Here is a 25,813-nt window from a genome sequence, read left to right as displayed (position 1 = left end):
CTCAGGGTAATATCTTCTTTTCGGTAAGGCATTTCCAACTGCGCGTGTAAATAAAATCATAAATATCATCAAGCTTACGCGCATCAAGCGCGAAAAGCTGTTGGGCAGGATGATTAAATTTATACAACGCGCGAAACACATAGGACGTCGGGGCAATATGATCAGGACCTATCAGCAGGACATCTCCCAGAGGACGTTGTTCTTCCACGCAACAAGGGCCGTAAATCAGAATGACCGGTACATTTTGCGCGTCGGCGATATAAATATTACCCGAATCAGATGCCACATAAAAATCCATCTGGCTGATAGCATATGGCACCCCTTCCAGTGAGATTTTGCCAATCATATTCACGAGGTTATCGCGTTCGCCAACCACCTTATTGAGCTCAATAAAATGGGCCAGTTCATTCGGCGAACCAAAAATATAGAATAAACAAGGCAGATCGTCGAGCCTGTCGAAGAGTGTTTTCCATATTTTTGGTGGGATGGTTTTGGCCTGGTTACCTGCTGAAATGCTCAGGCCGATTTTAATCTTATCCGTTCTGAACAGCTCGTTGGGGGTGTTTTCTGGCTTCAGTAGTGGGAGTGTCGCATGTTTTGGGTAACTGTCTTTGGTCAGTGAGCGATCGGCCAGCTTCAGATAGTTTTCCAGGGTTAGCGTATGTTTCTGATGTTCAACTGTACCGGTTGCCGTGAGGTAGAAAACCCCCTGATACCACTTTCTTCTGTACATCGACAGAAACTGCTTATTGTCGGCATTACAGCAGGCCGCATAAAACAGGTTGAGGTTGTTAGGATGTAGCAGATAGACATTGTCATAGTGGTTCATCAGTTTAAAGGCGAGCTTTAATCTGGCGAGAAGATTGCTCTTGTAGTCTTCCACATAGAAAATTTCCCCGAGCGTGGCATCGTGCTTTGCCAGTGGCGCAACAGCACGGCTCAGCAAAGCATCACTGTGCTTAAGGTGTTTCAGCAAAGGGGTGATATTGATGAAATCACCAATCTTCGCCGTCTGGATCACCAGGTTACGAGGCTGTTTTTTCCGTCTCAGCTTCATCAGTAGCTTTACTGGTAGCAGAAACAGGAATATCAACACATAATTCACCCTCTATTCTCCCTGAGCGAAGTTGTCCATTTATTGCCACATTGTGAACCGGTCGATCTTGGTACTATGCGAATATATATCACAGAGTTTTGATATTCATTCCTGTTGTACGAGGGTGGAAATCTTACATTATGCAGAAATAAAAGCGTTTTTGGGCACTCAGCCCCTGAAGCCAGCTCGCACATTTGCCTGGCCTCTGATTATCTTAATCGTCTTTCTTGTAAGGTAGCGTAAATTTCAGTTATTATTGATTAAATCAATATATTGCTGGCATATCGCCTCAATACTGTACGCCTTCAGATCGCGTCCATCTACCGCTGGCGGATTCAGCCAAACATCCTGCATCGTCGCGGCCAGTGAATCGTCGTTCATCTCCGCCAGGCCACGGGCCAGGTCACCGGTCATAATACTGGTGGGTCCTCCTGGACAACGGGTGCTAACCACAGGAGTATAGCAAATCAGCGCCTCGACCAGCACATTACCAAAACCCTCGCTATCGGAACTGACAATCAGTTGTTTTGCATGGCGGATCCAGGGATAAGGATTATTGGTAAAACCTTCAAAGTAAACTCTGTCGCTGATTCCCAGTTCCATTGCCAGTTCTTTTAGTTTTGTGGTCGCTGTCGGGCTGCCCTGGCCAATCAGCACTAATGGCGCCGTAAGGCCGCTTTTGGCATAGGCGCGCAGCAGGCGATCATGTCGTTTGGTCTGATGGAAACGCCCTACATGGAGCAGGTAATCCTGACCCGCCATTTTACAGGGTTTTAACGATTGAGAGAGGATCGCTTCGAAATCAAAAGGATTAAAAATGACTTTTTCGCGAGCAGGTTTTATGTGAAAAGCCTGTTTGAGGTCGTCGAGCACATACTCCGAAACACCCAGAACATTGCGGTTTTGATAGACTCTCCGTGTTTTAACTTTTTTCAGCCATAACGAAAAACCTTTGCGGTGAGCCAGATAGGACGAAGAAAAGACACCATGCAAGCAAAACCAGGTTTTCGCGGGTTGCAGCCGTGTGCAACGTCTGACAATCCGGTCGGTTTTATGCAGGTGAGAGACCACCAGATCAAAGGCGCCACCTTCTTCCTCTGCTGCCACTATTGCATTATCCAGCATGGCCGCTCGACGATTCAGTTCGGTCAGCTTGCGCCAGGGGCGACGGCAGCTATCCTGGATGACCTGATAATGCAGGTTGGTTGGTATGGGGTAGTCACATACCGCGCGCAGAGAAAATAGCGAAACCCGGTGGCCGCGTTCAATCAATCCTTTCGCCAGCGTGAGTACGACTTTCTCGGCACCGCCACCGGGCAGGCCATCAATGATCATCAAAATTCGCTTGGACAATTTTTTACCTTTCACAGAGAAAGTCTACCGTGAGGAGATGCTCCTTCTCCTCTACTGCATAAATACGACTTACCTTTTTCATCACTTCAGGCAATCCCTCTGCCATATCCCGGTTCATTTTGACCTGTTAACCTCATGCGGACATTGATTAATACTGGTCGACGCATGAGGTTAATCTTAGAAAAATAAAAAAGATAGCGCTATAGCAAATCCGCCCGACTCCCTGATGCGCCAGCAAATCCCTTTGCGTCCCTGGAGAGGGCTGCGTAACATACTGGCTGGGTCATAATGGAGCGGCAACGGGCATGAATAAACCAGCATTTTTAATCACCATCGATACGGAAGGCGACAATCTGTGGCGTAATCGTTCAGGCCATGTTACGACCAGAAATGCAGATTTTCTTGCACGTTTCCAGCAAGTTTGTGAAAAATATGCTTTTAAACCCACCTGGCTGACCAATTATGAAATGGCGGTTGATCCGGTTTATATCGAATTTGCCCGCGATGTCATCGCCCGTAATACTGGCGAGGTAGGGATGCATCTGCATGCCTGGAATAGTCCACCGGAATATCAGTTGACGGAAAATGACTGGCATTTTCAGCCTTATCTGATCGAGTATCCGCGTGATGAAATCCGCAAAAAAGTGGCCTGGATGACCCAGTTGCTGGAAGAAACATTTCATACCAAAATGCTCAGCCATCGCGCCGGACGGTGGGCTTTCGATGAATATTATGCTCAATTGTTGATTGAGTTCGGCTACCAGGTTGACTGTTCGGTAACGCCGGGCGTGAACTGGCAATACTCACCAGGTGCTCCGCAAGGTAAGGGGGGGAGCAATTATACTCGTTTCCCCCGAACCGCTTATTATATTGATATCGATGATATTTCTCGTCCGGGAGGCTCTCCATTGCTGGAGGTACCGATGAGTATTCAGTTCAAGCATTGCCGCTTGATGAACGTGCTCAGGCAGGGTTACGATGCGTTGCGTGGCAAAAAGCGCAGCCCTTCTGTGCACTGGCTGCGTCCTGTTGGCGGCAATGTGCAACAAATGATTAATGTGGCAGAAAAAAGTCTGGCTTCCGGGGCCGATTATGTCGAGTTCATGTTGCACTCATCCGAGTTTATGCCTGACGGGAGCCCGACATTCAAAAATGAAGCGGATATTGACCGGCTTTATGACGACCTCGATACGCTATTTAGCTGGCTTCATACCCGGACTCAGGGAATGACGCTGGCGGAGTATGCCGCCTTTAAGTCAAGACAAGGAATGGCGTGATCGGATCGTGAAGGACGGTATTATCGGTTGCGTTTCCGTACCGCCAGCATTTTTCTCTTATAACTGGTCCTGATTTTTCTGTTCAGCAGAAACCGGACCAGGCTGACCCGGGCGATACGCGAGTTCACCTGATGACCTTGTGACGTGCCGCTGAGCAAAGGATGGTACCGGTTGGCGATATCCAGCCAATGGCAGGTAATCAGGTGCTCAAATTGTGCCGGCAACACCTCATCCATGTTCTGTGTCGCGGCAATCAGACAGGTAATCTTGCGTTCATCAATGGCTGTCGACAGGCTGTGCCCATGCTTACGGTATAGATAAAAACCACTGCGGGTAAACAGCGTTTTCTCACTGAGCATCAGCAGTAGCGGAAACAGCCAGGTGTCTTCGTAACAGATAAAATCCGGGAAAGCATGTTGTTGCAGTAACTGCCGTGAAAAGAACTGCCCGATAAAATGCGCCTGATAATCCCGATGTATCAGGAAACGCTCAATAGCCTCGTCCCGGGGCAGTAATTCAGGGTCGGAGGGCTGCCATTGCAACGCCGGAACGTCATGCCGCACTTCGATAATCTGACTGAGCAGAATATCCGGCGTATATTTTTGCAGTGTTTGCAGTCGATCCTGCAGGGCGCCAGGAAGTAGTTGATCGTCGCCATCGACCATCAGAATATAGTCGCCGCATGCCAGTTTAACCGCATGATTACGGACTTTACCGACGTTACGGTAATCGACATAGCTATGACGAAGCTGCGGCAGGCGCAACGCGTAATCATCAATGATGGTCTGGGTGGCGTCTGTCGAGGCATCGTTGACCACCACAATTTCGGTCCGCACCAGCGCCTTGCCCAGTGAGGCGATGATACTGTCGAGCGTTTTGGCGAGAAAATCGCCACAATTGTGTGCGGCAATCAGAATGCTCAGGATAGGGGGGGTCATCTGCGTTTAATCAGCCATGGGTGCGATAAGAGGATGGAGATGTTCTGCCACACGTTGTGCAGAGATATCTGCCATATTTTGGCTCTGAGTGGGGCGCAGGACGAACTGATTTTTACCATAACCGCCAATCAATCCCGGATCGGTTGGACCATACAGCGTGATATTGGGGCGATCCAGTGCTGCGGTTAAATGGCTGAGTCCTGTATCGACGGATACCACAGCTTTTGCGCCGGCTAAAATCTGGGCGACCTGTTCCAGTGTCAGTTTGGGCAGTACTTCTACATAGTTAAATCCTTCCGCCAGTCTCCTGGCCCGCTGCTGTTCGTGCTCCGTGCCCCAGGGCAGTTTGATCTTCAGCCCGCTGGCTTGCAGCAAACCGATCAGCTCGCGCCAGTTATTCTCTGGCCAGTGTTTCGCATCACGGGTGGTGGCATGTAAAAACACCAGATACTGAACGGCATCGACAGGAGGGTTCGCCAGGAAATGCCCTGCGATGGCATAGTCACCCAGGCTGGTCGGCAAGGGATAGTTAAGACTTTTGGCAAACAGTTCCCGTGTACGCTGTACAGCATGCTGCTGCTTATTGATTGCATGACGTCTGTCATACCACCAACTGGCAAATGGTTCGCGAGCGCTGCGACTGTCCTGGCCGTGCTTGATACCTTTGGCGATACGGGTGACCAGTGCGGCGCTTTTAATCAGTCCCTGCGCATCAATCACCAGATCGTACTGGCGTGACTGAACCTCACGCTTGAACAGAAAGCGTTCTTCACGTGCTGCACTGCCAAACCAATGTTTACGCCAGCGTCGGATCGCTACCGGGATCACCCGGTCTACCGCCGGATGCCAGGTGGGGATTTGTGCAAAACCTTCCTCCACGATCCAGTCAAAACGGATCCCTGGGATAGCGCGCATGGCATCAGTCAGGGCTGGCAGAGTATGGAGTACGTCGCCCATTGAGGAGGTTTTAACAATCAGAACCTGCATTCATTCTCCTGGCTGTCACCCAGCAGGCTCGCCAGTTCGGCACTGACCCGCTCAGGCTGAATATCGATCAGACTCTGATGATAACCTTCTTCCGCTGCCCCTTTCCGCACTTTGTGATAACCGCTGATCAGGCGGATAACACGCGCCTTGTCCGACAGCGGAGGGGTAAAGTCCGGGCTGCTGGGGCCGTACAGCGCCACCAGAGGGCGCCCCAGCGCGGCGGCGATATGCATCAGACCAGAATCGTTACTGACTACCGCCCGGCAATGGGCCAACAGGACAACCGCCTGTTCTAATGTGGTTTCGCCAGCCAGATTGCGGCAGTACTGCCGCACATCTTCCGGCAGGCTTTGTCGAATCTGCTCGCCGGTGTCTTTATCCTTCCCTGAACCAAACAGGACAATCTGATAGCCGTCATTGATCAGCTTCTGCGCCAGTGCAGCATAATGATAATGCGGCCAGCGCTTGGCAGGACCAAACTCAGCGCCAGGACAGAAACCCATTGCGGGTCGTACTGCTACAAGATCAAACTCTGCAGCCGTCGTCAGTTTTTCTTCTGCACTAACGGCAAGGGCTGGCCATAATAACGGTTGCGGCAGATCTTTCGCACTGGTTATCCGTTGTTGGTCATAAGCCAGCGCGATATAGCGCTCAACCATCAGGGGAAAGGCCGCTTTATCCAGAGGCCGGATATCGTTCAGCAGTCCATAGCGCATTTCACCACGCCAGCCGATACGGGTTTTGATATTGGCAAAAAAGGGCACCAGCGCTGATTTGAAGGAATTAGGCAGGACATAAGCGCGTTCGTACCCTTTGTTGCGTAATGTCTTACCCAGGCGACGACGTTCACCCAGTCCCAGGGTGCCATGGCCGAGCGGCATTGCCAGGGCTTCGCTGACTTCAGGCATACGTGACAGCAACGGACGGCACCACGCGGGCGCCATCACATCGATGATGGCGTCAGGATACTCAACCTTCAGCGTACGATAGAGACTCTGCGACATCATCATATCGCCAACCCAGGAAGGACCGATGACCAGAATTTTCATGACCGGAAGTACCCTGTTACGCGTCGCGGTTCAGCCAGGCCATGTATTCAGCCACGCCTTCGGCCACGGTTTTAAAGGGCTTATCGTAACCCGCCGCACGCAGTTTGGTCAGGTCCGCCTGTGTATAACCCTGGTAGCGCCCTTGCAGTTTTTCCGGGAAAGGAATGTATTCGATTTCGCCTTTCTGATGGAAATTCAGCGCGGCATCGGCCACTTCCTGGAAAGATTCGGCCCGGCCAGTACCGCAGTTGAAGATGCCGGACACGCCATTCTGCCAGAACCACAAATTAACCGCGGCCACGTCTTTCACGTAGATAAAGTCGCGCTTGAAGTTTTCACTGCCTTCGAACAGTTTTGGATTTTCACCGTTGTTCAGTTGAGTATTCAGATGGAAGGCCACGCTGGCCATACTGCCTTTATGGTTTTCACGTGGGCCGTAAACGTTGAAGTAGCGAAAACCGCACACCTGCGAGTTTGCTTCCGGCAGGATCTGACGAACGTAGTGATCGAACAGCATTTTCGAGTAGCCGTAAACATTCAGCGGCGCTTCATACTGGCGCTCCTCGATAAAGTTTTCATTGCGCCCGCCGTAGGTGGCGGCGGAAGAAGCGTACAGGAACGGGATCTGACGTTCCAGGCAGTAGTGAAGGAGTTCTTTGGAGTACTGATAGTTGTTATCCATCATATACTTGCCATCCCACTCGGTGGTGGATGAACAGGCACCCTGATGGAATACCGCCTCGATGTCGCCGAATTCTTCATCGGCCAGGAGGGCGATCAAGAAATCTTCTTTATCCATATAATCGGCAATGTTCAGATCCACCAGATTGGCGAATTTGGTGCCGTCTTTCAGGTTGTCGACCACCAGAATATTACTGTGGCCCTGGTCATTTAGCGCCTTAATGATGTTACTTCCGATAAATCCTGCGCCGCCAGTGACGATGATCATGAGCTTTAACCTTTAAAAGAGAGTGGGTGAAAAGAAGGTTTCACACGCTAATGCTGATTATCATAACATCTCATCACCTGACAGCCAGTCAGATGACGCTGTAGTCACTGTAATTATGCTTTGCTGCTGTGATTTATGTTGCAAAACACGCCTTTCGCGCCGGTGTAATAAGATGTTTCGTTATTGAGTCCAGGGGGGATCATGAACTGGTCGTTATCGTTTTATTAACCCGTTTCGCGACCGTTCACAATGTAGCAGCGGAAGAACAATTGAAGGTCGGGCGTCCACTGGCGCCCGACATCGGCGGGCTGAGGGTGAGTTGACCCCATCAGCATGATAAAGATTTACTGCTGCTGTTTTTCCGCGTCGGTAAGATAGCGGACTTTACGTGTGTAATCCTGGCCTTTGAACGATAGCGGCGTGGTTGGTGATGCGAGATATTTCCGCCATTCAGCCAGCGGGAAACCGCCGTGGGCGCCCACGACCTCTGGCGGAATGACTGCCGTGCCGCCACCGATTTTCTTCGCCACCGGCCAGTTTATCCAGTCACCCAGATTGACGGTTTTCAGATCCAGCAAATCCAGCAGTGCGGCCAGCGGCAATTGATCCGTGGGCGGCTGAGAATCATCCATCAGTGTCCAGGTATCCTGATACAGCGCCAGCCACAGCGGGTAGATCCGTTGCCAGGTTTGGCGGGTGGCAGCGAGAAATGCACTGTTAACGTGATCGACCATAAACGGACGGACGGTGTTGCGATAATAGGCTGGACGGTTTTGTTCCGGCGCATTGGTGAGTTTTGCGATCATTCTGCCCTGGCGGAAGCTGGAATAAATGTGTCCGTCCAGCATGCTAATTTCTGGCATTTTTAGCAGGTTTAAATCGGAATCGATCATCAAAATTCCCTCTGTCCGCGCTTGCAGAGGAGCCTGAAGTTTAATCAGGCGGCTGTGATAGATCTGCTTATAACGGTAATGTTCTTCGCGGAAAGGTACATCCAGCGTGACGATACGGGTTTTAGGCGGCAGCTCGCCAAATTGTTCCGCGGGTTGATCCGTGACAATAACAATCTCTTTAACCGCCTGGGCGAAGCGGAACGCAAAAAATGCACTCAACTGAGCCTCTTCGACAAAATCCGCGCCGCTGCAGGGGATCACAATCGACGTGACGGTGATCGTTCCCTGCACCTCTTTTTGCTGGTAAGGGAGGTTATGGCGGGCGCGAACGTGACGAAACTGAGAATTTAAGAATTCAAACATACGATGGGTTTCCATGAGCCGCATTCTGTCAATAGAGTTTCCACCCCCGCGACGTACTTCTCGATAGCATAACGTTCTTTAACGAGGGTGTTGGCCTGGTGCTGTAACTGTTGGCGTTTTTCCGCGTTGAGCCACAGTGTTTTCATCTGCTCAAACAAAGCCTGGGTGTCGCCATAGTTATACAGTAGTCCTGTTTTACCCTGCACAATCAGCTCGGCCGTTCCGGTCACGCGTGAACCGATCACGGCTGTTTTCAGCAGCATGGCTTCCAGCACGACACGGGGAAGGCCTTCACTCTTCGACGCGAGGATAAAAATGTCAAAAGCGGCGAGATAGTCCAGTGCATTGCTGCGAAAACCAACGAATTCAACGCGATCAGCAATCCCTGACTGTTGCGCCAGGTGCTGTAGGGCGGCATGCTCCGGGCCTTCACCGAGGATCACCATGCGCCAGTCAGCGCTGGGGAAGGCGGTGGCGAATTTTTTCAGCGCCAACAGGATATGGTGATGTGATTTTCGGGCAATCAGCGAGCCGATACTGCCAAAAACAAAGGTTTCCGGCGGGACATCCAGCAGTTGGCGCCGCATCTTCTCACGCTCTGGCAAGGGTTGCTGAATATCAATGGCGTTGAATACGGTGAAGCATTTTTCCGCACTCACGCCATGAGCCAGTAAAACCTCGCGAACCCCGTTCGATACGGCAATCACTGCACTGGCTCGCTGGTTAACCATGCGCACCAGCGCGGGTGTCAGTACCGGCTCAATCCGACAATGTTGCACAACAGCCACGGATAACCCGGAAGCGGCAAGATAACCTTCAGCGTTGGAGCCTGGCTGATTGTTCATATACAGCAGGTCAAACTGTTGCTGAACGATAAGCTGGCGGATTTTGCTGGCATTGGGTTTAATGCGCCATTGCGTATCAACCAGACGGGTGACCTGTTGACGCAGACCACGATGGAAGAATACCAGTGAACGTAGCAGTTCTTTGGCGATTTTTGCCCAACGCGGTTGTCGGCGCTGAGCAATGAATATCACCGGAATATCAAGTGATGCCAGCACCTGCTTTATTGTGTCGCCTTTACCGCGGGAATAGTTGTGATAAAAGCAGCAGTGAATATCAAACTGACGGCGATCAACACGTTTCAGCAACTCAAGCATGCTGTTGGTACCACCACCCCATTCGTTACCGGTATCCAGTAACAGTATTTTCTTCCGCTGTTGCTCCATGACACCGTATCCGTATCCATATGGTTCCATATCCGTGTAGCTTGTGTCCTGCGTAAGGACACAGGACACAGCAGTAAAATTTAAGGCGTATTTCCGAGGGTAAACGTCAGTCCTGAGAAATTCGTTTTAATATAACGTACGCCCGCGCTGTCAGTAATGCTGTCCGCGACCACCCCCAGAGCATGAATAGCCGGTACCGGCAACACTTTAACGGGGCAGATCTGCACTCCCCGGAACGGATTGCGTGCTCGGGTGGGTTTGCTTTCCGGTGGCAGCGGCTTATTGCTGATGATCTGAGGTTCATTCAGCAATTGACTTGGTCGAACCAGAATAATATCTGCAGGGAGTGTCGGCAACATTTGTTGTAGCACCTTTACCGTGGTCGGATGGGGGTGACCAATAGCGATGGCGGAACCATCCCGTTGGGCAAGGCGCACGGCACGGATAAACTGTTTGCGGATGTCGGCTTCGTTTTGCGTATCGTCGAGGAAGACCCGACGCTTGAGAATTTTAACGCTGGTTCCCTGCGCTGCGCGGGTAGACTGACTGTTGCCGATGGTCATGCTGTCGAGGAAGTAGAAATTATAGTGATTTAGCACCTGCATCACTTTCTGCATTCCGGGCAGGCTGGACGTCATGGCGCTGCCCATATGATTGTTCAGCCCGACGGCATAGGGCACCCTGGCAACGGCTTCACGGATAATTCTTTCGATTTCGCTGCTGGGCATATCCGGGGTCAGCGTGTCCTTTTCCAGCGGCTGCTTGCTGATTGGGGCCATAGGCAGGTGGATCAGCACTTCATGACCGCGTTGGTGTGCTTTAGTCGCCATTTCGCGGGCATGAGGAGCGTTAGGTAATACCGCGACGGAAATGGCCGGTGGCATCTGTAATACCTGATTTTCCTGTGTCGGACGGTAGCCAAAATCATCAATAACGATAGACAGTTTGCCCGCATACGCCGAGCAAGCTATGAGCAGGCCTGTCAGCATGCCGCTGATTTTACGGAGATGTGACAAAAGTTATCTTCCTAACCACGGTAGTGGATTGACAGCCTGTCCCTGGCGTCGGATTTCGAAATACAGTGAAGGCGTGCCCTGGCCGCCGCTGGTACCAACCAACGCGATAGGCTGTCCTGCCTTAACCTGGGTTCCCACGCTCACCAGCGCACTCTGGTTATAGCCGTAGAGGCTCATATCCCCTTTACCATGCTCGATAACCACGACCAGACCATAGCCCTGCAACCAGTCAGCCATTAGTACGCGCCCGTCGGCAATAGCTTTGACTTCGCTACCTTCCGGGGCACTGATAACCAGCCCTTTCCAGCGTAGCTCGCCCTGCAACTGTTCACCAAAGCGATGTTCAATCGTTCCTCTTACCGGCCACATAGCCTGACCCGAAGGACGCCCGAGACCACCGGTACGCGCCATCAGTGAGCGCTCACTTTCCGTCGGTTTATATGTGGTACCTTTGCTTTTTGCCTGGGTTTCCCGGTCGCGGATGCGTTGAGCATCCCTGGCCTCTTTTTCAGCACGGGCCTGGGCTTCCCGCTCGGCTTTGACAATTTTATCTTGCAGGCGGCTTTCGTTTTGCCGCATCTCCACCAATTGGGCCTGAGCTTGCTCCAGTGAGGATTCCAGCGTCGTCAGGGTTTTCTTCCGGGCGACCCGGGCAACTTCCAGCTTTTGCTGTTGGCTCTGTTGCTGCGCTAATAATGATTTCTGTTGTGTTTGCTTGCTCACCAGAGCGGCTTTCTGTGCTGAGAGTTCACTGCGCGTTTTTTTCAGGTCGTCGATAGATTTCTGGCGGGCGTCATTGAGATAGCCGAAGTAGGCCAGGATACGTTCGCTACGTTGGCTTTCTTCACCGCTGAGGAGCATTTGTAATCCGTTATGCTGGCCCTGGCGAAAAGCGGCATCAAGTTGCTCCGCCAACTGTTTTTCCTGCTGATCCTGCTGAGTTTGCAGTTTGCTGATTGATGTGGTCAGGGCGGAGATGTCTTTGTTCAGGCTGGCGAGAGACGTTTGCGTTGTATGCAATTGCCGGCTGGCCTGAGCAATAATTTTTTCCTGACTTTGTAACTGAGCGAGCAATTTGCTGCGTTGCTGTTTTTGCAATTGTACGCTTTTTTCTTTCGCCGCTATATTCTGCTGAATATTCTTCAGTTCAGACTTATTATCCGCCGCCATCAGGCTGGCGACAGGCAACAACAGGATGCCAGCGCAGAGTACGCTGGCGGAGAGGCCGAACACGGCAGATCGTAACGGAACGCCTCTGGCTGTTCCATTACCCTGGGTTCGTAGAATTGAAATTGTCGCTTTTTCCCTCATAAGACAAGGATTATTCCACGATGAACAGCAGCTTACCAGTCATCTGTGTGGGCTTTTGCGTTTCTATCGGTGACAAACCGTGAGTTGATTCGTGAGGGGGCCTGGGAGAAAGTACGGGCAGAAGCATTAAGTTGCGCAACAATTAGCCGCTGAAATCCGAAGGTTGTCACACGTTGGCGGCGTGATTTGTACTGGGGGCGATTTTTTTTGCAAATCAGCCTCAGAAAAACGTCACTCTGGCCGCTTCACGACTGTACATGACCGTACTGGCAGGTATACTCAGAAGCCTTGTTTTAGCTTATTAACCCTTTCGGGAGTTGTTACCCCTCATGCAAGATATTATGCAGTTTGCAGGCAGCCACACCATTCTCAGTTTGGCGTGGGTTGTTCTGCTGGTTCTGGTGATCGTGACCACCGTTAAGGGCATGTTCTCCAAGATAAAAACAATTAGTCGCAGTGAAGCGACCCATTTAATTAATAAAGAAGAAGCTGTGGTAGTCGATGTGCGTTCCCGTGATGACTTCCGTAAAGGCCATATCTCGAATGCGATCAACGTGCTGGCTGCCGACATCAAAAAAGGCAGTTTTGGCGAACTGGAAAAACACAAAGCTCAGCCGGTTATCGTGGTCTGTGCGAACGGCATGTCTGCAGCAGAGCCTGCTGCGCAGCTGAATGTTGCTGGTTTCGAACAGGTTTACATCTTGAAAGAGGGCATTACCGGCTGGAGCGGTGAGAACCTTCCGCTGGTACGCGGTAAATAATATTTGGAGGTACGACATGGCAAACGTTGAGATCTATACCAAAGCAACCTGTCCTTTCTGTCATCGTGCCAAGGCATTGCTGAGCCAGAAAGGGGTTAATTATCAGGAAATCGCCATTGACGGGGATGTCGATAAGCGTGAAGAGATGATTAAGCGAAGCGGTCGTACCACTGTCCCGCAGATTTTTATTGATGCGCAGCATATTGGTGGCTGTGACGACTTGTATGCGCTTGATGGTCAGCAAGGCCTCGACCCGTTATTAAAATAAAATGGGCGAGTGGCGCAAGAACGGATTATTTAACCCATAGGATTACGTAACATGTCAGAACAAAATAACACCGAGATGACTTTCCAGATTCAACGTATCTACACGAAAGATATCTCTTTTGAAGCACCTAACGCACCTCAGGTTTTCCAGAAAGAGTGGGAACCAGAAGTGAAACTGGATCTGGATACAGCCTCCAGCCAACTGGCAGATGATGTGTTTGAAGTGGTTCTGCGTGTCACCGTGACCGCAACCGTAGGCGAAGATACTGCGTTTCTGTGTGAAGTACAGCAGGCAGGGATCTTCTCCATCTCCGGAATCGAAGGCAACCAGATGGCGCATTGCCTGGGTGCATATTGTCCAAATATTCTTTTTCCGTATGCACGCGAATGCATTACCAACCTGGTTTCCCGCGGTACTTTCCCGCAGTTGAATCTGGCCCCGGTTAATTTTGACGCGCTGTTTATGAATTATCTTCAGCAGTCAAACGAAGGCGCCACACCGCAACAGGATGCCTGATGCTGAAAGCTAATGCTTCAATGAGCGTCATCGGTGCCGGCTCGTACGGCACCGCTTTGGCCATTACGTTGGCACGTAACGGCCACAATGTAGTGATGTGGGGTCATAATCCACAACATCAGGCGCAACTCCAGGCTGACCGTTGTAATGTGGCTTTTCTGCCCGATGCCCCTTTTCCTGATTCTCTCCGCCTTGAAACTGATTTGGCGACCGCTATTGCGGCCAGTCGCGATCTGCTGGTGGTCGTACCCAGTCATGTGTTTGGCGATGTGTTACAGCAAATCAAACCGCATCTGCGTGCTGACTCACGCATTGTCTGGGCTACCAAAGGCCTGGAGAAAGAGACGGGACGATTATTGCAGGAAGTCGCCCGTGAGATCCTCGGCGAAGCGATCCCGCTGGCGGTCATTTCCGGCCCAACTTTTGCTAAAGAACTGGCAGCGGGATTGCCTACAGCCATTGCCCTGGCCGCGACCGATGCGGTGTTCGCCGATGATCTGCAAACGCTGCTGCACTGTGGTAAAAGCTTTCGGGTTTATAACAATCCTGATTTCATCGGCGTCCAGTTGGGTGGAGCAGTAAAAAACGTCATCGCTATTGGTGCGGGGATTTCCGACGGTATTGGTTTTGGCGCCAATGCGCGTACGGCGCTGATTACCCGAGGCCTGGCGGAAATGACCCGTCTGGGTATCGCGCTGGGTGCCGATCCAACCACCTTTATGGGGATGGCGGGTCTTGGCGATTTGGTGCTGACCTGCACCGATAACCAGTCACGCAATCGCCGTTTTGGCATGATGCTGGGGCAGGGGATGGATGTTGAGACGGCACAGACCACCATTGGCCAGGTGGTGGAGGGTTTCAGAAATACCAAAGAAGTTAAGGCTCTGGCCGCGCGTTGTGGTGTGGAAATGCCAATAACTGAGCAAATTTATCAGGTATTGTATTGCGAAAAAAATGCGCGAGAGGCAGCATTAAGTTTGCTTGGGCGCAGCAGAAAAGACGAAAACAGCGCCAACTGAAACAGGGAAGCCCTGCGTCTTAGCGTACCGGCGTCCACCGGACGCTATATTTGATGGGGAGAGAGTAATGCCGTGTGTAGAACCTGAGCTGGTCTGGGATTATATTAAAGCGGAAGCATGGGCCCTGGTGGACTGCGAACCGATGTTGGCCAGTTTTTACCACGCTACACTGTTAAAACATGACAATCTGGGCAGTGCGCTGAGCTACATGCTGGCGAATAAACTGGCTAACCCCATTATGCCCGCTATTGCTATTCGTGAGATCGTACAGGAAGCGTATCAGCAAGATCCTTCGATGATCCAATCGGCCGCCTGCGATATTGAAGCTGTGCGTCAGCGTGATCCCGCCATTGATAAATACTCTACGCCGTTGCTGTACCTGAAGGGGTTTCATGCTTTGCAGGCTTATCGTATAGGCCACTGGCTATGGAATGAGGGGCGGCGGGCGTTGGCTGTCTACCTACAGAACGAAGTATCGGTATCTTTTGCTGTGGATATTCATCCTGCCGCCAAAATAGGGCGTGGCATTATGCTTGATCATGCTACCGGTATTGTGGTGGGTGAAACGGCTGTTATCGAAGATGATGTGTCAATTTTGCAGTCGGTTACGTTAGGTGGTACTGGTAAAACCACGGGCGATCGCCATCCTAAAATTCGTGAAGGGGTGATGATTGGTGCGGGCGCCAAGATCCTCGGCAATATCGAGGTGGGGTGTGGTGCGAAAATTGGCGCGGGTTCCGTCGTGCTGCAACCCGTTCCGCCACATACCACCGCGGCTGGCGTACCGGCACGTATCGTCGGTAAGCCGAACAGCGATAAGCCGTCAATGGATATGGATCAGCATTTTAACGGCATGGTGCCGGGCTTTGAGTTTGGCGACGGCATTTAACTATTCTTTGCGCAGTGCGCCAGCATAATCCAGTTGGCGCCACGCCTCATAAACCACCACTGAAACCGCATTCGACAGATTCATGCTGCGGCTATTTGGCTGCATCGGGATACGTATTTTCTGCTGTGCAGGCAGAGTGTCAAGTATCCCGGCGGGCAAGCCGCGGGTCTCCGGTCCAAACAGTAGATAATCGCCTGCCTGATAATTCACTGCGCTATGTTCTGGCGTCCCTTTGGTGGTCAGGGCAAACAGTCTCTGTGGCGTTTCGGCATTCAGAAACGCGCTATAGTCAGCATGATGCTGGATGGCGGTAAATTCGTGGTAATCCAGTCCGGCACGGCGCAGACGTTTATCGTCCCAGGCAAAGCCAAGCGGTTCAATCAGGTGCAGCCGGAAACCAGTGTTGGCGCACAGGCGGATGATATTGCCGGTATTGGGCGGAATTTCAGGTTCAAATAAAACGATATTCAGCATCAGCGTCGACCCTCGTTTATGAGGGCCGAAGCATAGCAAAGATCAGTTGTTGCTGGTATAGAGCGGTAACCAAAGTGTCAGACGCAATCCACCCAGTGGACTGTCATCGGCTTTCACCCAACCGCGGTGCTGCTGGATAGCCGTTTCGACAATCGCCAGCCCTAAACCCGTTCCGCCGGACTCTCGGTCACGAGCCTCATCAGTGCGGTAGAATGGTCGGAAAATTTGTTCGCGATCTTCAGCGCTGACACCTGGACCATCATCATCGACATGAATGGTAATGCCCTGTTTATCAACAGAGAAGCTGACCATGATTTTTGAGTATGAGTAGCGCAGCGCATTGCGAACAATATTTTCCAGCGTGCTTTCCAGCGCACTTGGGTTGCCATATAGCGGCCATGGGCCTGGCGGATAAGGCACTTCCAGTGTTTTGCCCATCTGTTCGGCCTCAAAGCGGGCATCATCCAGTACGCCTGACCACAGATGACTGGCTTTAACCGCCTCACTGACCAGGGCGTTTTTATGCTGTGTACGCGAGAGCACCAGCAGGTCGTTAATCATGCCATCCAGTCGCTGAGCTTCCATCTCAATACGCTGCAACTCTTTCCCTTCCCCCTGGCGGCGACGCATCAGTGCCGCTGCCAGCTGTAAACGGGTTAGCGGGGTACGTAATTCATGAGAGATATCAGACAGTAATCGTTGTTGTGCGGTCATCATCCGCTCCAGAGCACTGACCATTTGATTAAAACTGGAACCAGCGGCCAGAAACTCCTGTGGCCCGGATTCTAACTCAGGACGTTGGCGTAAATTGCCCGCAGCCACGTCATCCGCCGCATGTTTCAGCTTACGTGCTGGTTTCGCCAGGCTCCATGCCAGCCACAACAGCAATGGCGAACTGATTAACATGGTGACCACCAGCAACAGCAGCGGACGATCAAATAACAGGTTGATAAAGTCCAACTGTGAGCTGCCTGCCGGGCGGATCAGGTAAAGTTGGTAATTGTCTTCGCCGTCACGTACTGAGAAAGGGCCGATCATCTCGACCCGGCCATATTTTTTTTTCTGCGGATGATCGGCGTTATCGGACTGACCGATGAAATTACGGATCACCTGCATTTCGCTACGTTGTGCGCCAATAACACGTCCTTCACTGGTCACCAGCAGCAGACGCTGGCCTGGGGGGGCCCATTTCTCAATGGCGCGAAACAGTCTGCGCCACCACATCAAGTCATTGGGCGGCTCCCGCATCAGCTCGGCCTCAACATGCTGTTCAATCATGATGCCCTGGCGCTGTTCACTATCCAGCAATGGCGTCATCTGGCGAGTATCCAGCTTGGGGACCATCAAAACCAACATCAGCACCAGTGCCAGCGTTAGCCAGAAGATAGCGAAAATGCGGGTGGTCAGACTCGAAATCATGTAGCGGAAACCATCAGATAGCCCCGACCACGTAACGTTTTAAACCATGGGTGACCGTCCTTGCGTGCAGGCAGTTTACGGCGCAGATTGGAAATATGCATGTCAATGGCGCGGTCAAACGGCGTCAGGCGTTTACCCAGCACTTCCTGGCTGAGATGCTCACGGGAAACCACCTGCCCCAGATGCTGTGCCAGCAGGTATAGCAAGGTGAATTCCGTTCCGGTCAGATCCAGGGTCAGATCATCGAAACTGGCCTCCTGACGACCCGGGTTCAGACGCAAATGATCGACTTCCAGCGTCGGAGAACTGTTATCGTGCTGTTGCTGCTGTTCACTCCAGTTAGAACGGCGCAAAATAGCGCGTATACGGGCAACCAATTCGCGATCATTAAATGGTTTAGGCAGGTAGTCATCGGCGCCTAATTCCAGTCCCAGAACGCGATCCAGCTCACTGCCGCGGGCGGTTAGCATAATCACCGGTGTCTGGTGCTGCTGACGCAGCTCTTTCAGGGTATCAATGCCGTTTTTCTTCGGCATCATCACGTCAAGCAGCAGGAGATCTATCGAGCTGTCCAGCAGAGCCAGAGCCTGCTCGCCGTCACCCGCGACCAGTACGTCGAACCCTTCCATTTCAAGTAATTCTTTCAGCAGCGAAGTCAATTCGCGGTCATCGTCAACTAACAGGATTTTATTCATTTTTATTGCCCTCCGCAGGCAAAATACCGTGAACGAATGCTGTCATTCCATGACTTTACGTAGTTTTACACCGCCTGACGCATGTTTGCAGCTGATTCCGTAGACTCATTCTTGTTGAATCGGAATACGGAAACCAAACTGGGAGTTAACGATGCGCAAAGTTACCGCCGTCGTTGTGGTGCCAACGTTGATACTAAGTTTTTCTACTGCGTGGGCCACAGAAGTGACGACGACTGACGAGATGCATCAGGACAACGCGGTGCCACGCAGTATGGCGCAAATTCCGCAGAGTCACATGTTTGACGGCATCAGTCTCACTGAACAGCAGCGCCAACAAATGCGAGATCTGATGCAGCAGGCGCGTCATGAGCGTTCTCCCATAAGTATTAGCGATTTAGAGCAACTGCACGACATGATTATTGCAGATAAATTTGACGAAACGGCCTACAGAGCCCGGTTGGATAAAATTGCACAGGCGGAAGTCGCCCGTCAGGTCGAAATAGCCCACGTACGCAACCAGATGTACCACCTGTTAACGCCAGCTCAGCAGGACGTTTTGAACCAGAAGCATCAGCAGCGCATGGATGAAATGCGCAAGCTGGCGAGTATGCCGCAGGCATCATCGCTGCAGGCAGTAAGTAGTACCCAACAGTAACCAGTAACATAGTATCCCCGTTTTTCCTTGCCATAGACACCATCCCTGTCTTCCCCACCCACAAGGTGGGGTTTTTTTTATCAATCAATTAGAATTAACCCATTATAAATCAATCTGTTATTTAACCGCTATCAGCCGTTACAGGATGCATTTAGCGTTGTGGGTGTAGGCAACATTGTTATACCGCCAACCCGCCGATCATCTCTGGCGGTGCTTCGTTCAGTGGTTCCAGACTTTTTCAGGGTTTTTCCTTCCTGGGCTCCCCCGGCTGTATCAGTGTGCTAAACATACTGGAAAATCGTTAAATATCCTGGTTGATCGTTGCCGCGCGGATCCCATCTTCCAAACGTTGGCTTCAGTACTGTGCAATCATTCGTTTGTTCAGCCGGTTATCTCCCGTGCCCGGTTCACCGACTAACGATGCTCGCATGAAATGAGCAGTGACGGGGGTTATTAGTTTGATGTCTCACTTTTGTACGATGGTATCTTGCACGAACGGATTCTATACTACGCTATGTTATGTATTGGTGGATCTAATGTAATTGTAATGTGACGCGGTTGGGTGCGGCGAGCATCTGACATAATGCAGACATTGGTGGAGAGCTGAATGTTATGGCGACAGAAAATGACAGTACGGTGAATGCGTTGTACAAGATCTTTCTGCGAGTGAATGAAAACCTGGCAGATCTGGAGGACGTGGACACCGCTAAAAAGAACCTCGGTCTTGGGGACCTTGCTACAAAAGATAGTCTTACGGCATCTGATGTGGGTGCTTATCCAATTACAGGCGGTACGCTGAATGGCCCGGTAGTGGCGAATACTACAGATCCCGGGCTTCAGAAAGTTGCAGCAGCATGGAATACTGACGCGAGCGCTAATATAATATTTAGAGCTCAAGGTGCGGATACAGCATATACCGTGACTTCAGATCTTTATTTGAATAACGGAAATTACTGGGCGTACCGGATTTATACTAATGGAAACGATAATGTGAAAGTATGGGAATTCCGAACTAATGGAGATTTTCACAGTCCGGGTAGAGTTTATATGGAAGATGCTTATATCTCTACGGATGGTAATATATATGGCAGTGTGTGGGATGGTCATTTAAACAACTGGGTTGTATCACAGATTAGGGAGTCTGCATCCTCCGGTTCTGGCTGGGTGAAAGATGAACGGACAGGAATGATCTCTCAGGCAGGAAGGATCTCTGCATCAAGCGGTAATATGCATGTTACTTTTCCTGTCGCATTTTCGTCCGAGGTGCTTGCTATAGTTCTTACAGTTGGAACAACTAATAACATTAATGCAACCTATTATAACGATAATACTTCAGGGTTTGATGTATCATTGAATGGTGGCGTTGAACATTATTCGCTAAGCTGGTTTGCTCTCGGGAAATAGAGGTAGTGATAGAAAAATATTATTACAGCGCTAAAACTGGTGGCTTTTATCTGATTTATGATAAAGCTGCCTATAAGTCCGGAAATGGCTGGCCGGATGACGCTGTTGCTGTCACTGATGAAGATTATAAGGCACTGTTTGCAGGCCAGGAAAAAGGGAAAGTTATTATCGCCGACAGCACCGGAAAACCCACCCTTGCTGACCCGGTTATTAACTGGCAGTTGAAAGCTGAATCACAACGCCAGAACCTGTTATCCGAAGCCAACGGTACAATCGCTGACTGGCGTACCGAGCTACAGCTTGAGGTTATCAGCGACGATGATAAAGCCAGCCTGATTCAGTGGATGGCATACATAAAAGCACTTAAGGTGCTGGATTTTACAGGCGTTACTGACGAGATGATTTATAAGACGATTGCCTGGCCGGATAAGCCAGAATAGATAAAAAATCCCGCCAGTTACCAGTTACCAGTTGCGCTGGCTGGCGGGAGACAATCGGTCATAGACGTGTAAAGGAGTTATAAATAATGTTATTCCGGGTGAGGACAATACGCCCCTAAACTTCAACAATACATAAACCATTGAGAATGTTATCACGCTGAAGCCGGATACACGCTGGTGCTCAGATGGCTTCGAAATCCGTTGCCAGAACCGGGAAGTGGTGCAGGTGGTGCTCAGCCTTGACTGTTGTGGCCGCGAAATCATCGGCTGGCCGGCAACAACGGGAGGACGGGCTTGGCATCCATGCGCTCCCAGTTTGATAATATCTCTTCTGGCTGTTGAGGTGGTTCAATGTAGTAATCTGACGTTGGTGGGCCTCAGTAAACCGTGCTGCGCCACCATTTATATTTATCCGCAGCAGCTATGCTGAATATTGCAGTTAGCTAATCCAATAATATCAGCGTAAAGAAATTAAAATGCCAGCCAACAGAATGTTGTTTATGCCAGAATAAATACATATTCAACTACCGAGGACAATTTTTCATCCACATCGAGGAAAAGCAACAACGTGGATAAGTTGTAAACCTATGGATAAAATGTTCATCCCAATGATGGCATCTCATATTTTCCTTATTTCCTTCTCTAATTGCTTAATTTGCGATCAGTACTGGCGTTCCGTGTTGTAGTTCCGCTCTCTCCTGTTTTTCTTATTGAATTGAATCCTGCTGTCACGCCTGTTTTTTGCGTGGATGGGAGTTTGTTTCCCGTTGAGGAGAGAAATGATGTGGTATTGGTTTTTATTAGCGCTGGCTATTGTGTCGGAAATTACTGGCCCCTTGTCAATGTAGTGGGCCAATGTCAATGACGATAACGCCGGTTATGTTTTCATGTTGGTGATGATCGTGCTTTCTTATATTTTCTTATCATTTGCAGTAAAACGCATCGCACTGGGGGTGACTTATGCTATGTGGGAAGGTATTGGCATTCTGTTTATTACCCTGTTTAGTGTCATGCTGTTTGATGAGAGCTTATCGTTGATAAAAGTTGCGGGATTAATGACGATGGTCGCTGGCATCGTGCTGATCAAATCCGGTACGCTGGCCCCTGGGGAGTGACATCATGACCACACTTAATGTTGCTCACGTTACATGGTTGGCACTGGCTATTGGGTTGGAGATCATAGCCAATATTTTTCTGAAGTACTCTAACGGTTTTCGCCGTCCGTTATACGGCGTGCTATCACTTTTCGCTGTACTGGCGGCGTTTACTGAACCGCCCCGGTTTCCTGGGAGAGTATTCAGTCTGTGAAGTCAGGCCACCAGATCCCTGTTTCCGATGAAGGCGTAACAGGCCTTTTCCATTTCTGCCGGTGGGATATTGACTCCCTTGATATGCTGGTAACAAACCGGGGCAGTATTTAGCCTGGACAACTCCAATGATAACCACCTTTTATCTTAAATCCAGTATACTTCACGCACTGAACTAAACGGAGTGTGGCATGGAACATCACTACGCGCGCCTGGTGAATCGTGCTGCGCTGGCAGCAACGACGCTGGCTTCACTGCTGCTGTTGGTGAAAATTTTCGCATGGTGGTACACCGGCTCGGTTAGCCTGCTGGCGGCATTAGTGGATTCCCTGGTGGATATCGCTGCTTCACTGACGAATCTTTTTGTGGTGCGCTATTCTCTTCAGCCCGCAGATGAAGAACATACCTTTGGCCATGGTAAAGCCGAATCCCTGGCGGCGCTGGCGCAGAGTATGTTTATTTCCGGGTCTGCTCTGTTTCTCTTTCTGACCGGTTTACAGCACATGGCTTCGCCCAACACCATGCGTGCGCCGCTGGTCGGTATGCTAGTGACGATGATCGCACTGTTTTCAACGGTAATCCTGGTGACTTTTCAGCGCTGGGTTGTACGACGAACACGCAGCCAGGCCATACGTGCCGATATGCTGCATTATCAGTCCGACGTTATCATGAATGGTGCGATCCTGCTGGCGTTGGCGCTCAGTTGGTATGGTTTTAAACGTGCAGACGCGCTGTTCGCGTTAGGCATCGGTGTTTATATTCTCTATAGCGCGCTGCGGATGGGGTATGACGCCGTACAGTCCTTGCTGGACAGGGCGCTTCCGGAAGCAGACCAGCAAGAAATCATTAATATTGTCGCTAACAGGCCGGGTGTGCAGGGAGTACATGATATTCGTACTCGTCAGTCTGGTCCGACTCGTTTTATTCAACTGCATCTTGAATTGGACGATCATCTGCCATTATTCCAGGCTCATCAAATTGCTGAAGAGGTGGAGCAGGCTTTATTAAAAGGTTTTCCCGGCTCTGATATCACTATCCACCAGGATCCGTGTTCGGTGGCAACAAGGCGCTATCCGCATACGTTATAATTTCCAGTTAAATAAGTAGCTTACCTTAATGCTTGCTAAAAACGTGATATAACGCAAAAAAATTAGCCGAAAGATCACTGACCTGAATCAATTCAGTTCTCGGGCTTTGATATACTATTGCAGTTATCAGTCCGTAAGATCGCCCGCGTACGTCGATCCTCTCACGGCGTCCAGAATTTATAATTTGCATCAACAAGTTCAGAGGTTGTCATGATTAAAAAAATCGGTGTACTGACAAGTGGCGGTGACGCTCCAGGTATGAACGCAGCCATTCGTGGAGTCGTTCGCTCTGCGCTGAGTGAGCATCTGGAAGTTTTTGGTATCTATGATGGCTATTTGGGATTGTATGAAGATCGCATGGTGAATCTGGATCGCTACAGCGTATCGGATATGATCAACCGGGGTGGAACGTTCCTCGGTTCAGCCCGTTTCCCTGAATTTCGTGAAGAATCTGTCCGTGCTGTCGCTATTGAGAACATGAAAAAACGTGGTATTGATGCGCTGGTGGTTATTGGCGGTGATGGTTCTTACATGGGAGCCAAGCGCTTGACCGAAATGGGTTTCCCCTGCATCGGTCTGCCTGGCACAATTGATAACGATGTGGCGGGTACTGATTACACTATCGGTTTCTTCACTGCGCTGGAAACCGTAGTGGAAGCGATTGACCGTTTGCGTGATACCTCTTCTTCTCACCAACGTATCTCGATAGTGGAAGTGATGGGGCGCCACTGTGGCGATCTAACGCTGGCGGCGGCCATTGCTGGTGGTTGTGAATTTATCGTTCTGCCGGAAATCCCCTATACCCGCGAAGAATTGGTGCAGGAGATCAAAGCAGGTATTGCTAAAGGTAAAAAGCACGCCATCGTGGCGATTACTGAGCATATTTGCGATATCAATGAGTTGGCGAAATATATTGAGGCTGAGACCAAACGTGAAACGCGATCCACTGTGTTAGGGCACATTCAACGTGGTGGCGCGCCGGTAGCTTATGACCGTATTCTGGCTTCCCGTATGGGGGCGTATTCCATTGAGTTATTGCTGCAAGGTTACGGTGGACGCTGCGTGGGTATTCAGAACGAGAAGATGGTGCACCATGACATCATTGACGCGATTGAAAACATGAAGCGTCCGTTTAAAGGTGACTGGCTGGATACCGCCAAGAAACTTTACTGATTAAAAGTAAGGCGCTAAATGATAGCGCCTTTTTTATGCATTCTATTATTCCATTCAGTTATTATCGCTATCTTTTAATTCTTTAAATCGTGAAAGACTTTATGTCACCCTCTCTTACGATGAAAACCTTTGGAGTGTGTGTGATGAAGAAGTGGAGTGTGGGTATCACCCTGTTACTGGCTTCAACTGGTGCCCTGGCGAAGGATATCCAGTTGTTGAACGTCTCTTACGATCCAACCCGTGAACTATACGAACAATATAACAAAGCTTTCAGCGCACATTACAAGCAGGAAACCGGCGACAATGTGATTATCCGTCAGTCGCATGGTGGTTCAGGCAAACAGGCGACTTCAGTCATCAATGGGATCCGCGCTGATGTTGTCACTCTGGCGCTGGCTTCTGATGTGGATGCGATTGCTGATCGCGGGCGTATCGATAAAAACTGGATCAAGCGCTTGCCAGATAACTCAGCGCCTTATACTTCAACCATCGTGTTCCTGGTCCGTAAAGGCAATCCTAAGCAGATCCATGACTGGTCAGATTTGATCAAACCCGGTGTTTCCGTTATCACGCCGAACCCAAAAACGTCTGGGGGAGCTCGCTGGAACTATCTGGCTGCATGGGGTTGGGCGCTGGATCAAAACCACGGTGATACCGCAAAAGCGCAGGCTTACATAAAAGCGCTGTTCAAAAATGTCCAGGTGCAGGATTCTGGTGCGCGTGGCGCAACGAATACTTTCGTCGAGCGGGGAATTGGCGATGTGCTGATTGCCTGGGAAAATGAAGCATATCTGGCGATAAACAAACTGGGTAAAGATCAGTTTGAAATTGTGACGCCAGGTGAGTCCATCCTCGCCGAGCCGACCGTTTCGGTAGTGGATAAAGTGGTCGACGAGCGTGGAACCCGCAAGGTCGCTGAAGAATATCTGAAATATCTGTATTCTCCGCAAGGCCAGGAAATTATCGCACAGAACTACTATCGTCCACGGGATCCGGTGGTGGAAAAGAAATACGCTAAAACTTTTGCTCCGGTCAAACTGTTTACTATCGATGATCCTAAATTCGGTGGCTGGGCCAAAGCGCAGAAGACTCACTTTGCTGATGGTGGAACGTACGACCAGGCCATGCAGCCTTAACGCATTTTTTCTGCATACCCGTATCAGGGCCGGACTTTTGTCCGGCCTTTTTTATTGCTGGCCCTAAAATGACCGCGTTGGGACACCGGTTCTCAAGAGTCGCCCTGA

General features: G+C 50.5%; 25 protein-coding genes and 3 pseudogenes. 15 read left to right on the top strand and 13 right to left on the bottom strand.

Annotation, left to right across the window (positions count from 1 at the left end; all coding sequences use genetic code 11):
• Nucleotide 1: 1 nt before the first annotated feature.
• A complete protein-coding gene (locus EH228_RS10425) occupies nt 2–1,105 on the bottom strand; it encodes a glycosyltransferase family 9 protein (protein WP_152321609.1) in 1,104 nt (367 codons plus the stop codon).
• Nucleotides 1,106–1,342: 237 nt separating this feature from the next.
• Nucleotides 1,343–2,431 (bottom strand): glycosyltransferase, encoded by a 1,089-nt coding sequence (locus tag EH228_RS10420; protein WP_152321671.1) that lies wholly within the window; start codon nt 2,429–2,431, stop codon nt 1,343–1,345.
• 323 nt (nt 2,432–2,754) lie between these two features.
• Between EH228_RS10420 and EH228_RS10415 the strand changes: the two genes are divergently transcribed.
• Nucleotides 2,755–3,726 (top strand): polysaccharide deacetylase family protein, encoded by a 972-nt coding sequence (locus tag EH228_RS10415; protein WP_152321608.1) that lies wholly within the window; start codon nt 2,755–2,757, stop codon nt 3,724–3,726.
• Nucleotides 3,727–3,746: 20 nt separating this feature from the next.
• Here EH228_RS10415 and EH228_RS10410 read toward each other — a convergent pair whose 3' ends face one another.
• The 8 genes from EH228_RS10410 to envC all read right to left on the bottom strand — a co-directional run bounded on the left by EH228_RS10410 (nt 3,747) and on the right by envC (nt 12,461).
• Complete coding sequence (locus EH228_RS10410; RefSeq protein WP_152321607.1) at nt 3,747–4,664, bottom strand: glycosyltransferase family 2 protein; 918 nt, start codon at nt 4,662–4,664, stop codon at nt 3,747–3,749.
• Nucleotides 4,665–4,670: 6 nt separating this feature from the next.
• A complete protein-coding gene (rfaC, locus tag EH228_RS10405; protein ID WP_152321606.1) occupies nt 4,671–5,651 on the bottom strand; it encodes a lipopolysaccharide heptosyltransferase RfaC in 981 nt (326 codons plus the stop codon).
• Nucleotides 5,639–6,700 (bottom strand): ADP-heptose--LPS heptosyltransferase RfaF, encoded by a 1,062-nt coding sequence (rfaF, locus tag EH228_RS10400; RefSeq protein WP_152321605.1) that lies wholly within the window; start codon nt 6,698–6,700, stop codon nt 5,639–5,641. Before rfaF ends, rfaC begins: the two co-directional genes overlap by 13 nt.
• Before the next feature lie 16 nt (nt 6,701–6,716).
• Complete coding sequence (gene rfaD / locus EH228_RS10395) at nt 6,717–7,649, bottom strand: ADP-glyceromanno-heptose 6-epimerase (protein WP_152321604.1); 933 nt, start codon at nt 7,647–7,649, stop codon at nt 6,717–6,719.
• A 344-nt stretch (nt 7,650–7,993) separates the two neighbouring features.
• Nucleotides 7,994–8,905 carry a hypothetical protein gene (locus EH228_RS10390; RefSeq protein WP_152321603.1) on the bottom strand — a complete coding sequence of 304 codons (912 nt, stop codon included), beginning with the start codon at nt 8,903–8,905 and terminating at the stop codon, nt 7,994–7,996.
• A complete protein-coding gene (locus EH228_RS10385) occupies nt 8,890–10,134 on the bottom strand; it encodes a glycosyltransferase (RefSeq protein ID WP_152321602.1) in 1,245 nt (414 codons plus the stop codon). The genes EH228_RS10390 and EH228_RS10385 overlap by 16 nt, the downstream gene beginning before the upstream one ends.
• 80 nt (nt 10,135–10,214) lie before the next feature.
• Nucleotides 10,215–11,150, bottom strand: a complete 936-nt coding sequence (locus EH228_RS10380) for a divergent polysaccharide deacetylase family protein (protein ID WP_152321601.1) — start codon at nt 11,148–11,150, stop codon at nt 10,215–10,217.
• 3 nt (nt 11,151–11,153) lie between these two features.
• Entirely contained in the window at nt 11,154–12,461 is a 1,308-nt protein-coding gene (gene envC / locus EH228_RS10375) for a murein hydrolase activator EnvC (RefSeq protein WP_152321600.1), read from the bottom strand.
• Between the two features lie 329 nt (nt 12,462–12,790).
• Between envC and EH228_RS10370 the strand changes: the two genes are divergently transcribed.
• The 5 genes from EH228_RS10370 to cysE all read left to right on the top strand — a co-directional run bounded on the left by EH228_RS10370 (nt 12,791) and on the right by cysE (nt 15,914).
• Entirely contained in the window at nt 12,791–13,222 is a 432-nt protein-coding gene (locus EH228_RS10370) for a rhodanese-like domain-containing protein (RefSeq protein WP_152321599.1), read from the top strand.
• Between the two features lie 16 nt (nt 13,223–13,238).
• Nucleotides 13,239–13,490: a glutaredoxin 3 gene (grxC, locus tag EH228_RS10365; RefSeq protein WP_152321598.1), complete on the top strand. Its 252-nt coding sequence runs from the start codon at nt 13,239–13,241 to the stop codon at nt 13,488–13,490.
• Nucleotides 13,491–13,541: 51 nt separating this feature from the next.
• On the top strand, nt 13,542–14,006 hold the full coding sequence (gene secB, locus EH228_RS10360) for a protein-export chaperone SecB (RefSeq protein ID WP_152321597.1): 465 nt from the start codon (nt 13,542–13,544) through the stop codon (nt 14,004–14,006).
• Nucleotides 14,006–15,025 carry an NAD(P)H-dependent glycerol-3-phosphate dehydrogenase gene (gene gpsA, locus EH228_RS10355; protein ID WP_152321596.1) on the top strand — a complete coding sequence of 340 codons (1,020 nt, stop codon included), beginning with the start codon at nt 14,006–14,008 and terminating at the stop codon, nt 15,023–15,025. The genes secB and gpsA overlap by 1 nt, the downstream gene beginning before the upstream one ends.
• A gap of 67 nt (nt 15,026–15,092) precedes the next feature.
• Entirely contained in the window at nt 15,093–15,914 is an 822-nt protein-coding gene (gene cysE / locus EH228_RS10350) for a serine O-acetyltransferase (protein WP_152321595.1), read from the top strand.
• On the opposite strand, the gene trmL is transcribed toward cysE, so the two are convergent.
• From trmL to cpxR, 3 genes are read right to left on the bottom strand one after another with little or no spacing between them, the layout of a single operon-like run.
• Nucleotides 15,915–16,388: a tRNA (uridine(34)/cytosine(34)/5-carboxymethylaminomethyluridine(34)-2'-O)-methyltransferase TrmL gene (gene trmL, locus EH228_RS10345; RefSeq protein ID WP_152321594.1), complete on the bottom strand. Its 474-nt coding sequence runs from the start codon at nt 16,386–16,388 to the stop codon at nt 15,915–15,917.
• Nucleotides 16,389–16,430: 42 nt separating this feature from the next.
• On the bottom strand, nt 16,431–17,807 hold the full coding sequence (gene cpxA, locus EH228_RS10340) for an envelope stress sensor histidine kinase CpxA (protein WP_152321593.1): 1,377 nt from the start codon (nt 17,805–17,807) through the stop codon (nt 16,431–16,433).
• Entirely contained in the window at nt 17,804–18,502 is a 699-nt protein-coding gene (gene cpxR / locus EH228_RS10335) for an envelope stress response regulator transcription factor CpxR (protein WP_152321592.1), read from the bottom strand. The genes cpxA and cpxR overlap by 4 nt, the downstream gene beginning before the upstream one ends.
• Nucleotides 18,503–18,653: 151 nt before the next feature.
• Here cpxR and cpxP point away from each other — a divergent pair, with 151 nt between their 5' ends.
• The 9 genes and pseudogenes from cpxP (at nt 18,654) to EH228_RS10295 (ending at nt 25,705) form a co-directional block, all read left to right on the top strand.
• Complete coding sequence (gene cpxP, locus EH228_RS10330; protein ID WP_152321591.1) at nt 18,654–19,157, top strand: cell-envelope stress modulator CpxP; 504 nt, start codon at nt 18,654–18,656, stop codon at nt 19,155–19,157.
• 612 nt (nt 19,158–19,769) lie between these two features.
• Nucleotides 19,770–20,561: a gp53-like domain-containing protein gene (locus EH228_RS10325; RefSeq protein WP_152321590.1), complete on the top strand. Its 792-nt coding sequence runs from the start codon at nt 19,770–19,772 to the stop codon at nt 20,559–20,561.
• A 5-nt stretch (nt 20,562–20,566) separates the two neighbouring features.
• Nucleotides 20,567–21,001, top strand: coding sequence for a tail fiber assembly protein (locus EH228_RS10320; protein ID WP_240116270.1), 435 nt, complete (start codon nt 20,567–20,569; stop codon nt 20,999–21,001).
• Between the two features lie 148 nt (nt 21,002–21,149).
• Nucleotides 21,150–21,290 (top strand): annotated as a pseudogene (locus EH228_RS20520) (IS3 family transposase); the annotation flags it as partial.
• Nucleotides 21,291–21,780: 490 nt separating this feature from the next.
• Nucleotides 21,781–22,116: pseudogene (gene mdtJ / locus EH228_RS10315) on the top strand (multidrug/spermidine efflux SMR transporter subunit MdtJ).
• Between the two features lie 4 nt (nt 22,117–22,120).
• A pseudogene (locus EH228_RS10310) lies at nt 22,121–22,270 on the top strand (SMR family transporter); the annotation flags it as partial.
• 229 nt (nt 22,271–22,499) lie between these two features.
• Complete coding sequence (gene fieF / locus EH228_RS10305; RefSeq protein WP_152321587.1) at nt 22,500–23,396, top strand: CDF family cation-efflux transporter FieF; 897 nt, start codon at nt 22,500–22,502, stop codon at nt 23,394–23,396.
• A 210-nt stretch (nt 23,397–23,606) separates the two neighbouring features.
• On the top strand, nt 23,607–24,569 hold the full coding sequence (gene pfkA, locus EH228_RS10300; protein WP_152321586.1) for a 6-phosphofructokinase: 963 nt from the start codon (nt 23,607–23,609) through the stop codon (nt 24,567–24,569).
• 143 nt (nt 24,570–24,712) lie between these two features.
• The gene (locus EH228_RS10295) at nt 24,713–25,705 is read left to right on the top strand and encodes a sulfate ABC transporter substrate-binding protein (RefSeq protein ID WP_152321585.1); all 993 of its coding nucleotides are present in this window, start codon (nt 24,713–24,715) and stop codon (nt 25,703–25,705) included.
• The last annotated feature ends 108 nt before the right edge of the window (nt 25,706–25,813 follow it).

It is taken from the genome of Erwinia endophytica, assembly GCF_009295515.1.
In the GTDB taxonomy this organism is placed as follows: domain Bacteria; phylum Pseudomonadota; class Gammaproteobacteria; order Enterobacterales; family Enterobacteriaceae; genus Erwinia; species Erwinia endophytica.
This window is presented reverse-complemented; position numbering and strand designations above follow the sequence as displayed.